A 12,043-nucleotide genomic window follows, 5' to 3' on the forward strand; every position below is an offset into this window, starting at 1 on the left:
TGTCAGTCAACGAAAATGTTGCATGAACCGCCCTCATCGCGAGCAGGCTCACTCCCACAGGTACCAAAACAACAAAATCCAGAACAATCCACAGAGGTTGAATCATGGCAGGCAACACCGATCGTGCAGGCAGTAAACCGTTGATCGAAAGGCGTTCGATCGACTACATCCCGGAAGCGGAAAGACACGGTCGTCTGTTCAGTCAGTTCACCCTGTGGATGGGTGCCAACCTGCAAATCACTGCGATTGTCACCGGCGCGTTGGCCGTGGTGCTGGGCGGCGATGTGTTCTGGTCGCTGATCGGTCTGCTGATCGGTCAACTGCTGGGCGGCGGGGTGATGGCGCTGCATGCGGCACAAGGGCCGAAGCTTGGCCTGCCGCAGATGATTTCCAGCCGGGTGCAGTTCGGCGTCTACGGCGCGGCGATTCCGATCGTGCTGGTGTGCTTGATGTACCTCGGTTTCACCGCCACCGGGACCGTGCTGTCCGGCCAGGCGCTGGGCCAGTTGTTCGGGGTCAGCGACACCGTCGGCATCCTGCTGTTCGCCAGCGTCATCGTGGTGGTCACGGTGCTCGGCTATCGGGTGATCCACTGGATCGGCCGGATCGCCAGTGCCATTGGCGTGATTGCTTTCGTGTACCTGTTCAGCCGTCTGATGAGTCAGGTGGACGTCGGTGCACTTCTGGAAATCCGTCACTTCAGCTGGAGCAGTTTCCTGCTGGCGGTGTCACTCGCGGCCTCCTGGCAGATCGCTTTCGGCCCGTACGTGGCGGACTACTCGCGCTACCTGCCGAGCAAGGTGTCTTCGGTGAAAACCTTCTTCGCCGCCGGTGCCGGTTCGGTGATCGGTGCGCAGGTGGCGATGATCCTCGGTGTATTCGCGGCCGCTTCGGCCAACGGGCAATTCGCCGGTCATGAAGTCGCTTACATCGTCGGTCTGGGCGGGACCGGTGCTACCGCCGCGCTGCTGTATTTCAGCATTGCGTTCGGCAAGGTCACCATCTCCACCCTGAACTCCTACGGCAGCTTCATGTGCATCGCGACCATCATCAGCGGCTTCCGTGGCCACCTGACGGTTACCCGGATGCAGCGTCTGGTGTTCGTGCTGGTGATCGTCGGCGCGGCGACCCTGATCGCGCTGCTCGGCCAGCATTCGTTCCTCGGTGCATTCAAGTCTTTCATCCTGTTCCTGCTGGCGTTCTTCACGCCGTGGAGTGCGATCAACCTGGTGGACTACTACTGCATCACCCGCGAGCGCTACGACGTGCCGGCGCTGGCGGATCCGAACGGTCGCTATGGCCGCTGGAACCTCCTCGGTATCAGCGTTTATGTGTTCGGGGTGCTGGTGCAACTGCCGTTCATTTCCACCAAGTTCTATACCGGTCCATTGGTAGCGGCCCTGGGGGATGTGGATATTTCCTGGATCATCGGTCTCGTGCTGCCCGCAGCGCTGTACTACGTCTGCGCGAAAAAATGGCACGGCACCGTACCCGATCGACTGATTCTGCCTGTCGAGCAGGACAGCGTTGTACAACCTAAAACAAGCGGGGCCGGTCGCGCTGCCGCGCAGGCCTGATTTGGACGTGGACAGGGCTGGATGCCTCTTGACTGCCGTAAGCCAATTCATGATTAGGAGCGTCACAACAATGAAATCGAACAAGACCCTGCTGACCACATTGCTTTCCATGGGCCTGCTGGCCAGCGCCGGCGCAACTCAGGCCGCCGGCTGGTGCGAGTCCGGCAAACCGGTGAAATTCGCCGGCCTGAACTGGGAAAGCGGCATGCTGCTGACCGACGTTCTGCAAGTGGTGCTGGAAAAAGGTTACGACTGCAAGACCGACAGCCTGCCAGGCAACTCCATCACCATGGAGAACGCCTTGAGCAGCAACGACATCCAGATCTTCGCCGAAGAATGGGTCGGCCGCAGCGAGGTCTGGAACAAGGCCGAGAAGGCCGGCAAGGTCGTCGGTGTCGGCGCCCCGGTGGTGGGAGCGATCGAAGGCTGGTACGTGCCGCGCTACGTGATCGAAGGCGACGCCAAGCGCAAGCTGGAAGCCAAGGCGCCGGACCTGAAAAACATCGCTGACCTGGGCAAATACGCCGCCGTCTTCAAGGACGCCGAAGAGCCCTCCAAGGGCCGCTTCTACAACTGCCCGGCCGGCTGGACCTGCGAGCTGGACAACAGCGAAATGCTGAAAAGCTACGGCCTGGAAAACAGCTACACCAACTTCCGTCCGGGCACCGGCCCAGCGCTGGATGCGGCCGTGCTGTCGAGCTACAAGCGTGGCGAGCCGATCCTGTTCTACTACTGGTCGCCAACCCCGCTGATGGGCCAGATCGACGCGGTGAAACTGGAAGAAAAACCGGGCGTCGACAAGACCGTGACCATCAAGGTCGGCCTGTCCAAGACCTTCCACGACGAAGCCCCAGAACTGGTGGCCGTGCTGGAAAAGGTCAACCTGCCGATCGACCTGCTGAACCAGAACCTGGGCCGCATGGCGAAGGAACGTATCGAGTCGCCAAAACTGGCGAAAATCTTCCTCAAGGAACATCCTGAGGTCTGGCATGCGTGGGTGAGTGAAGACGCTGCCAAGAAAATCGACGCGGCGCTGTAGGTCGAATTCCTCCCGGCCAACCGAGAGGCTGGCCGGGGTGTTCGCCGCAATCGCTTGATTGAGTTTCCTGATTGAGAGCCGCTTATGTTTCCCGAAAGCTTTACCTTTTCCATCGCCGACTGGGTCAACGGTTGGGTCGATGCGCTGGTCACCAACTATGGCGATGTGTTCCGCCATATCTCCGACACCCTGCTGTGGGCCATCGTCAATCTTGAAGGCCTGCTGCGCGCCGCACCGTGGTGGTTGATGCTGGCCATCGTCGGCGTCGTGGCCTGGCACGCCACGCGCAAAGTCGTGACCACCGCCGTGATCGTCGGTCTGTTGTTCCTGGTCGGCGCCGTCGGTCTGTGGGACAAGTTGATGCAGACCCTCGCGCTGATGATGGTGGCGACGGTCATTTCGGTACTGATCGGCGTACCGCTGGGGATTCTCTCGGCGCGCAGCAATCGCCTGCGTTCGGTGCTGATGCCGCTGCTCGACATCATGCAGACCATGCCGAGCTTCGTGTACCTGATTCCGGTGCTGATGCTGTTCGGCCTGGGCAAAGTGCCGGCGATTTTCGCCACCGTGATCTACGCCGCGCCGCCGCTGATCCGCCTGACCGATCTGGGCATCCGCCAGGTCGACGGCGAAGTGATGGAAGCGATCAACGCCTTCGGCGCCAACCGCTGGCAGCAACTGTTCGGCGTGCAACTGCCGCTGGCCCTGCCGAGCATCATGGCCGGGATCAACCAGACCACCATGATGGCCCTGTCGATGGTGGTGATCGCCTCGATGATCGGCGCCCGTGGCCTGGGTGAAGATGTGCTGGTGGGCATTCAGACCCTCAACGTCGGACGCGGTCTTGAAGCCGGTCTGGCGATCGTGATTCTCGCAGTGGTCATCGACCGCATTACCCAGGCGTATGGTCGGCCACGGCATGAGGTGAGCAAATGAGCAACGCAACCGTGAGCAAGATCGAAGTCAAAAACGTCTTCAAGATTTTCGGCAACCGCGCCTCGGACGCCCTGGCGATGGTCGGCCAGGGCAAGACCAAGGATCAGGTGCTGAACGAAACCGGTTGCGTGGTCGGGGTCAACGACTTGTCCCTGAGCATCGGTACCGGCGAGATCTTCGTGATCATGGGCCTGTCCGGTTCCGGCAAATCGACCCTGGTGCGCCACTTCAACCGCCTGATCGACCCGACCAGTGGCGCGATCCTGGTGGATGGCGTGGACATCCTGCAATACGACATGGAAGCCTTGCGTGAATTTCGCCGGCACAAGATCAGCATGGTGTTCCAGAGCTTCGGCCTGCTGCCCCACAAGACCGTCCTGGACAACGTCGCCTACGGCCTGAAAGTGCGCGGCGAGTCCAAGCAACTGTGCGCCGAACGCGCGCTGCACTGGATCAACACCGTGGGCCTCAAGGGCTACGAAAACAAATACCCGCACCAGCTCTCCGGCGGCATGCGCCAGCGTGTAGGTCTGGCCCGGGCATTGGCGGCGGACACCGACATCATCCTGATGGACGAAGCGTTCAGTGCGCTGGATCCGCTGATCCGCGCCGAGATGCAGGACCAGTTGCTGGAGCTGCAAAAGACCCTGCACAAGACCATCGTCTTCATCACCCACGACCTCGACGAGGCCGTGCGCATCGGCAACCGCATCGCGATCCTCAAGGATGGCCGCCTGATCCAGGTCGGCACGCCGAAAGAGATCCTGCATTCGCCGGCGGACGAATATGTCGACCGCTTCGTGCAGCGGCGGGCGGCGGTGGTTTAAACAGATGAAGCTCGTTCCCACGTCGAGGCGTCGAACCGTCTGCGTGGGAATGCATCCGGTGACGCTCCGCGTCACCATTGCGCAGGACTCGAGTCTTGCGTTGAGAGCGGACGCGGAGCGTCCCAAGCGGCATTCCCACGCAGAGCATGGGAACGATCAAGTCCAAGAGGTTTTAGATGTCCCAGGCTGAAAAAATCGTTATCGCCGACGCTCCGATGTGTTGGCAGGATGTGGTCGCAGTCGCCCGTCACGGCGCGCAGCTCGAGCTGTCGGCGCAGACCTGGGCGCGCATTGAAAACGCACAGGGCATCGTCCAGCGCATCGTTGCCAGCGGCGAGCGCGCCTATGGCGTGAACACCGGGCTCGGTGCGCTGTGCAACGTCTCGCTGAAAGACGAACAGCTCAGCCAGCTGTCGCGCAACACCTTGCTCAGCCATGCCTGCGGCGTCGGCCCGGTACTGACCGATGAGCAGACGCGCGCGATCATGTGCTCGGCGATCCGCAACTACAGCCACGGCAAATCCGGTATTCATCGCCGGGTGGTCGAGGCGTTGCTGGCGCTGCTCAATCGCGGCATCACCCCGCAAGTGCCGTCCCAGGGTTCGGTGGGTTACCTGACCCACATGGCCCACATCGGCATCGCGCTGCTGGGCGTGGGCAATGTCAGCTATCGCGGGCAGATCGTGTCTGCACAGCAGGCGCTCGCCGAAGAGGGCCTGCAACCGGTTCAGCTCGGGGCGAAGGACGGTCTGTGCCTGGTCAACGGTACGCCGTGCATGACCGGCCTCGGTTGCCTGGCGATTGCCGACGCTACGCGTCTGCTGCAATGGGCCGATGTGATCGGCGCCATGAGCTTCGAAGCCCAGCGCGGCCAGATCGCAGCGTTCGATGCCGAGATCATCGCGCTCAAGCCGCATCCGGGCATGCAGCAGGTCGGCGTCAATTTGCGCGCCTTGCTCGATGGCAGTGAAGTGATCGCCGCGAGCAAAGGCATTCGCACTCAGGATGCCTTGAGCATCCGCTCGATCCCGCAGGTGCATGGCGCCGCCCGCGATCAACTGGAACACGCGATCAAACAGATCGAAACCGAACTCAACGGCTGCACCGACAACCCGTTGCTGCTGGGCACGCCGGACGATTTCCATGTGATGTCCCAGGCCAACCCGCACGGGCAATCGGTGGCGCTGGCGGCGGATCTGCTGGCGATTGCGATGGCCGAAATCGGCTCGATTGCCGAGCGGCGTCTGGATCGTCTGATCAACCCGCACGTTAGCGGTCTGCCGGCGTTTCTGGTGGCCAATCCGGGGGTGAACTCCGGGATGATGATTGTGCAATACGTCGCCGCGTCGCTGTGCGCGGAAAACCGCCAGTTGGCGCAACCGGCGGTGCTCGACAACTACGTCACTTCGGGCCTGCAGGAAGATCACTTGAGCATGGGCACCAACGCCGCGCTGAAGCTGCACCGCGCGCTGGAAAACTGCACGCAGATCCTCGCCATCGAATACCTACTGGCGGCCCAGGCGTTTGAATTTCTCAAGGAACAGCGCTTCGGCGCTGGCACCGATACCGCCTGGCGACTGCTGCGCGAAAAGGTTGCGGCCTACGATCAGGACCGCTGGCTGGCGCCGGATATCGCCGCTGCCGCAAGTGTTCTGAAAGACCCGGATCTGCTGCACAACGCATTACCGAATTTGCACTGAAAACTACCCACGCCAGCGTGCCAAGGCGCGGCTCCCCAAAAGGGCAGACGCGACGGACAACGGACATCTCCGGAGCGTCTGGCGAGTTAACAATAAACTCTCAAAAGGAGCACAAAATGACTGCGCTGAACCTGATCCCCGGCCAACTGAGCCTGGCCCAATTGCGTGATGTCTACCAGAACCCGGTCCGGCTGACCCTCGATAACAGCGCCGCCGCACAGATCGAAGCCAGCGTGGCCTGTGTCGAGCAGATCCTCGCGGAAAACCGCACCGCCTACGGCATCAACACCGGTTTCGGCCTGCTGGCCTCGACCCGCATCGCCAGCGAAGACCTGGAAAACCTCCAGCGCTCGCTGGTGCTGTCCCACGCCGCCGGCGTCGGCCAGCCGATCAGCGATGAGCTGGTGCGTCTGATCATGGTGCTCAAGGTCAACAGCCTCAGCCGTGGTTTCTCCGGCATCCGTCGGGTGGTGATCGATGCGCTGATCGCCCTGATCAACGCCGAGGTTTACCCGCACATTCCGTTGAAAGGTTCGGTCGGTGCCTCCGGTGACCTCGCGCCATTGGCGCACATGTCGCTGGTGCTGCTGGGCGAGGGCAAGGCGCGCTACAAGGGCGAGTGGATGGAAGCGACCGAAGCGCTGAAAGTCGCCGGTCTGACGCCGCTGACGCTGGCGGCGAAAGAAGGTCTGGCGCTGCTCAACGGCACTCAGGTTTCCACCGCATTCGCTTTGCGTGGTCTGTTCGAAGGCGAAGACCTGTTCGCCGGCGCGCTGGCGCTGGGCGGTCTGACGGTGGAAGCGGTGCTCGGCTCGCGTTCGCCGTTCGACGCACGCATCCACGCCGCCCGTGGCCAGAAAGGCCAGATCGACGCCGCTGCCGCTTACCGCGATCTGCTGGGCGAGCGCAGCGAAGTCTCCGACTCGCACCAGAACTGCGAGAAGGTTCAGGACCCGTACTCGCTGCGTTGCCAGCCGCAAGTCATGGGCGCGTGCCTGACCCAGTTCCGTCAGGCCGCCGAAGTGCTGGCTGTCGAAGCCAACGCCGTATCCGACAACCCGTTGGTGTTTGCCGCTGAAGGCGACGTGATTTCCGGCGGCAACTTCCACGCCGAACCGGTGGCCATGGCCGCTGACAACATGGCGCTGGCCATCGCCGAAATCGGTTCCCTGAGCGAGCGTCGTATCTCGCTGATGATGGACAAGCACATGTCGCAACTGCCGCCGTTCCTGGTGGCCAACGGTGGCGTGAACTCTGGTTTCATGATCGCTCAGGTGACTGCTGCGGCCCTGGCCAGCGAGAACAAGGCCCTGGCTCATCCGCATTCGGTGGACAGCCTGCCGACCTCCGCCAACCAGGAAGACCACGTCTCCATGGCCCCGGCCGCCGGCAAGCGCCTGTGGGAAATGGCCGAGAACACGCGCGGGATTCTCGCGGTGGAATGGCTGGCGGCGGTGCAGGGTCTGGACCTGCGCAACGGCCTGAAGACCTCGGCCAAACTGGAACGGGCCCGAGGGATTCTGCGTCGCGAAGTACCGTTCTACGAGAAGGACCGCTTCTTCGCGCCGGACATCAATGCGGCGACCGAACTGCTGGCGTCGCGGGTTCTGACTGAACTGGTTCCGGCTAAGCTGCTGCCGAGCCTGTGATGGCCTCTTCGCGAGCAAGCTCGCTCCCACAGAGGTACGAGTTTCAACTGTGGGAGCGAGCTTGCTCGCGAATCGATTTTGAACAAGACGAGGACTTGGGATGAAAACCCTCTGGCAACACTGCCACGTCGCAACCATGGCGCAAGGCGTCTACTCGATCATCGAGGATGCGGCCATCGTGACGTCCGGTGCACTCATCGAGTGGATCGGCCCGCGCAGCCAATTGCCGTCAGGCGAATACCCGGCGGTCAATGACCTGCAAGGCGCGTGGGTCACCCCCGGCCTGATCGACTGCCACACCCACACCGTGTTCGGCGGCAACCGCAGCGGCGAATTCGAGAAGCGCCTGCAAGGCGTCAGCTACGCCGAGATCGCAGCGGCTGGCGGTGGCATCGCCAGCACCGTGCGCGCCACGCGGGAAGCCTCGGAAGACGAGCTGTTCGCCAGCGCCGCCAAACGCCTGAAAAGCCTGATGCGCGACGGCGTGACCACGGTCGAAATGAAATCCGGCTACGGTCTCGATCTGGCCAGCGAGCGCAAGATCCTGCGGGTCATCCGTCGCCTCGCCGCCGAGCTGCCGATCAGCGTGCGCAGCACCTGCCTGGCCGCCCATGCATTGCCACCGGAATACAAGGATCGCGCCGACGATTACATCGATCACATCTGCGCCGAGATGCTTCCCGCGTTGGCCGCCGAAGGCCTGGTGGATGCGGTGGATGCGTTCTGCGAATACCTGGCGTTCTCCCCGGAGCAGGTCGAGCGGGTGTTCATCGCCGCGCAAAAACTCGGTCTGCCGGTGAAGCTGCACGCCGAGCAATTGTCGTCACTACACGGCTCCAGTCTGGCCGCGCGATACAAAGCGTTGTCCGCCGATCACCTGGAGTTCATGGACGAAGCCGACGCCATCGCCATGGCTGAATCCGATACCGTCGCGGTGCTGTTGCCGGGCGCGTTTTACTTCTTGCGCGAAACCCAATTGCCGCCGATGGAAGCCCTGCGCAAACACAAAGTGAAAATCGCCATCGCCAGCGACCTCAACCCCGGCACCTCGCCGGCGCTGTCGTTGCGTCTGATGCTGAACATGGCCTGCACCTGCTTCCGCATGACCCCGGAAGAAGCCTTGGCCGGCGCCACGATTCACGCGGCGCAAGCCCTGGGCATGGCCGATACCCACGGCTCGCTGGAAGCCGGCAAGGTCGCGGATTTTGTCGCCTGGCAGATCGACCGCCCGGCGGACCTGGCGTACTGGCTGGGTGGCGAACTGGACAAACGCGTCGTGCGTCACGGCGTTGAATCAAGTCTGTAGGAGAGCGGTTGTGGATAAGGTTCTGAACTTCAAACAAGGTCGCGTGCCGCTGCTGATCAGCATGCCCCACGCCGGTGTGCGCCTGACCCCGGCGGTCGAGGCCGGGTTGATCCCGGACGCGAAAAGCCTGCCGGACACTGACTGGCACATTCCGCAGCTCTACGATTTCGCCGCCGAACTGGGTGCCAGCACCCTGGCGGCCGAGTACTCACGGTTCGTCATCGACCTGAACCGGCCGTCCGACGACAAGCCGCTGTACGCCGGCGCCACCACCGGTCTGTACCCGGCGACGCTGTTCGATGGCATTCCGTTGTTCAAGGAAGGGCAGGAGCCGTCGAAAGAAGAGCGTGCGACGTACCTGGAGCAGATCTGGACGCCGTACCACCGCACCTTGCAGGAAGAGCTGGCGCGGCTGAAGGCCGAGTTCGGTTACGCATTGCTGTTCGATGCGCATTCGATCCGTTCGATCATCCCGCACCTGTTCGACGGCAAGCTGCCGGATTTCAACCTCGGCACCTTCAATGGCGCCAGTTGCGATCCACAACTGGCCACGCAACTGGAAGCGATCTGTGCATGCCACGACGCTTACAGCCATGTGCTGAACGGGCGCTTCAAGGGCGGCCATATCACCCGTCACTACGGCAACCCGGCCGATGACATCCACGCCGTGCAACTGGAACTGGGCCAGTGCACCTATATGGAAGAGTTCGAACCGTTCCGCTACCGCGCCGATCTGGCGGAGCCGACGCGGGTGGTGCTCAAGGAGTTGCTGCAAGGGCTGCTTGCCTGGGGCGCGACTCGCTACAAATCCTGAATACACACCAGGAACCCTGTGGGAGCGAGCTTGCTCGCGATGGCGTCGTGTCAGTCGACATCAATAGTGACTGAACCACCGCCATCGCGAGCAAGCTCGCTCCCACAGTTTTTGTGGTGACCACAGGTTTGTGCACGGCTTGGGTCGCTACCGTGCAAATCCCGGTCGCCACAGTTCGTTTTTCCGTCTCGTCTGCTGCGTAATGTTTCGGCCACGGTGCAAGAAGACACCGATCCGAACAATAACCCGCTGCCGCACGAGACGATCCCACATGAAAAAACTGTTCACTCGTTGTGCGTTAATCCTCACCAGCAGTGCGCTGCTCAGCGCCGGCGCCATGGCTTCCGACGATGCTTCCTGCAAAACCGTGCGCATGGGCGTGGTCAACTGGACCGACGTGATCGCCACCAGTGGCATGGCCGACGTGCTGCTCAACAGCCTCGGTTATGAAAGCAAGCAGACCAGTGCGGTGCAGCAAATCATCTTCGCCGGCATCCGCGACAAGCGTCTGGATATCTTCCTCGGCTACTGGAAACCGGCGATGGACAAGAACATCGCGCCGTTTCTCGCCGCCAATCAGGTCAAGGTCATGGACAAGCCAAGTCTGGCGGATGCCCAGGCGACGCTGGCAGTGCCGGACTACGTCGCGGCGGCCGGGCTGAAAACCTTCGGCGACATCGCGAAATTCAAGGATCAGCTCGGCGGCAAGATCTACGGCATCGAGCCCGGCAGCGGCGCCAACACCACGATCAAGACCATGATCGAAACCAACCACTTCGGCCTGAAGGATTTCAAGATCATCGAGTCGGGTGAGGCCGGCATGCTCGCCGCCGTGCAGCGGGCAGTGAACCGCAAAGAGTTCGTGGTATTCGTCGGCTGGACCCCGCATCCGATGAACATCAACATGAAAATTACCTACCTGACCGGCAGCGAAGACGTCTACGGCCCGAACGAAGGCGCCGCCACCGTTTCCACCGTCACCGCGCCGGACTACGCCGAGCGCTGCCCGAACGTCCATCGACTGTTGGAAAACCTGACCTTCACCGCCGCCCTGGAAAGCCAGTTGATGGTGCCGATCATGGAGCGCAAAACGCCTCAGGAAGTGGCGAAAACCTGGCTGCGTGAGCATCCCGAAGACCTGCAACGCTGGCTGGCGGGTGTCAGCAGTTTTGACGGAAAGGACGGCGTGGCCACGGTTCAGGCCAGCCTGAAAAACTGATGAGTACCTATCTACTTTCACCGGCGATGGCGGCGTTCGTCGCCAGAACAGAAGGTTTTGCCAGCGATGACAGCAGCCTCGGCGGATTGCGCAAATCCTATGACGACATGTGCCGCGCCTTCACGCCCGAACGGCCGGCGGGTCTGGAGGTGGTGGATTTCCAGTTGAGCGGGGTGGCGGTGCGCTCGTATCGCCCGCCCGTCCAGCCATCGGCCAGTGGCTGGCCGTGCGTGTTGTATCTGCACGGCGGCGGTTGGGTGGTTGGCGGGCTGGACTCCCATGATTTCATCTGCTTCGAGCTGGCCACGGCGCTCGGGGCAATGGTGGTGGCGGTGGATTATCGGCTGGCGCCGGAGCATCCGTTCCCGGCCGGTTTCGAGGATTGCCTGAGCGTCTGGCGCGCGTTGCGCAGCGGGCCGTTCTGGTTCGATCCCGGACGGATGCTGGTGGCGGGCGACAGCGCCGGAGGCAATCTGGCGGCGGCGCTGTGCCTGGCGCTGCGCGATGCCGGCGAGCCGCTGCCGGGCGCGCAGGTCTTGATCTATCCGGGGCTGGGTGGCGACGAGCAGTTGGCATCACGCAGCGAATGCGCCGATGCGCCGTTGCTCGCCAGCAGCGATGTCGATTGCTATCACGCCTTGTACCTGCGCGGCACCGCGAAGCCGAACGCTTATGCGATGCCGTTGCTCGCCGAGGACTTCAGCGGTTTGCCTCCGGCCTGGATCGCGGTGGCGCAGTTCGATCCGCTGCGTGACGACGGCGTGTGCTACGCCGAACGGCTGAATGCGGCGGGCGTCGACGCGACGCTGTACTACGGCGAAGGGCTAGTTCACGGCTGCCTGCGAGCGCGGCATCAGGTCGCCGAGGTTGATCGTCTCTTCGAGAGCCTGCTGGGGTTCATGGCTGACAAATTGTGACAGCGTGCGGGCATGCTCATTGACGTAAATCGGGTTTATGATGCCGGACGGCAGAATAA

10 protein-coding genes are annotated in these 12,043 nt (G+C 62.3%); all 10 read left to right on the forward strand.

Annotated features, from left to right (window positions below; translation table 11 throughout):
* Nucleotides 1–104: 104 nt before the first annotated feature.
* The 10 genes from CAF63_RS08285 to CAF63_RS08330 all read left to right on the forward strand — a co-directional run bounded on the left by CAF63_RS08285 (nt 105) and on the right by CAF63_RS08330 (nt 11,984).
* The gene (locus CAF63_RS08285; protein ID WP_085684018.1) at nt 105–1,577 is read left to right on the forward strand and encodes a cytosine permease; all 1,473 of its coding nucleotides are present in this window, start codon (nt 105–107) and stop codon (nt 1,575–1,577) included.
* 70 nt (nt 1,578–1,647) lie between these two features.
* Entirely contained in the window at nt 1,648–2,616 is a 969-nt protein-coding gene (locus CAF63_RS08290; protein ID WP_085684016.1) for an ABC transporter substrate-binding protein, read from the forward strand.
* An 84-nt stretch (nt 2,617–2,700) separates the two neighbouring features.
* A complete protein-coding gene (locus tag CAF63_RS08295; protein ID WP_007952475.1) occupies nt 2,701–3,552 on the forward strand; it encodes a proline/glycine betaine ABC transporter permease in 852 nt (283 codons plus the stop codon).
* Complete coding sequence (locus CAF63_RS08300) at nt 3,549–4,379, forward strand: glycine betaine/L-proline ABC transporter ATP-binding protein (RefSeq protein ID WP_085684013.1); 831 nt, start codon at nt 3,549–3,551, stop codon at nt 4,377–4,379. Before CAF63_RS08295 ends, CAF63_RS08300 begins: the two co-directional genes overlap by 4 nt.
* 176 nt (nt 4,380–4,555) lie before the next feature.
* Complete coding sequence (gene hutH / locus CAF63_RS08305) at nt 4,556–6,079, forward strand: histidine ammonia-lyase (RefSeq protein WP_085684011.1); 1,524 nt, start codon at nt 4,556–4,558, stop codon at nt 6,077–6,079.
* 116 nt (nt 6,080–6,195) lie between these two features.
* Nucleotides 6,196–7,728 (forward strand): histidine ammonia-lyase, encoded by a 1,533-nt coding sequence (gene hutH / locus CAF63_RS08310; RefSeq protein WP_085684009.1) that lies wholly within the window; start codon nt 6,196–6,198, stop codon nt 7,726–7,728.
* Between the two features lie 100 nt (nt 7,729–7,828).
* Entirely contained in the window at nt 7,829–9,034 is a 1,206-nt protein-coding gene (gene hutI, locus CAF63_RS08315; RefSeq protein ID WP_085684008.1) for an imidazolonepropionase, read from the forward strand.
* Between the two features lie 10 nt (nt 9,035–9,044).
* On the forward strand, nt 9,045–9,848 hold the full coding sequence (hutG, locus tag CAF63_RS08320; RefSeq protein ID WP_085684007.1) for an N-formylglutamate deformylase: 804 nt from the start codon (nt 9,045–9,047) through the stop codon (nt 9,846–9,848).
* 271 nt (nt 9,849–10,119) lie between these two features.
* Complete coding sequence (locus tag CAF63_RS08325; RefSeq protein ID WP_085684006.1) at nt 10,120–11,067, forward strand: choline ABC transporter substrate-binding protein; 948 nt, start codon at nt 10,120–10,122, stop codon at nt 11,065–11,067.
* Nucleotides 11,067–11,984, forward strand: coding sequence for an alpha/beta hydrolase (locus CAF63_RS08330; RefSeq protein WP_085684005.1), 918 nt, complete (start codon nt 11,067–11,069; stop codon nt 11,982–11,984). The genes CAF63_RS08325 and CAF63_RS08330 overlap by 1 nt, the downstream gene beginning before the upstream one ends.
* The last annotated feature ends 59 nt before the right edge of the window (nt 11,985–12,043 follow it).

This window comes from Pseudomonas sp. B20(2017), assembly GCF_002113125.1.
In the GTDB taxonomy this organism is placed as follows: Bacteria; Pseudomonadota; Gammaproteobacteria; order Pseudomonadales; family Pseudomonadaceae; genus Aquipseudomonas.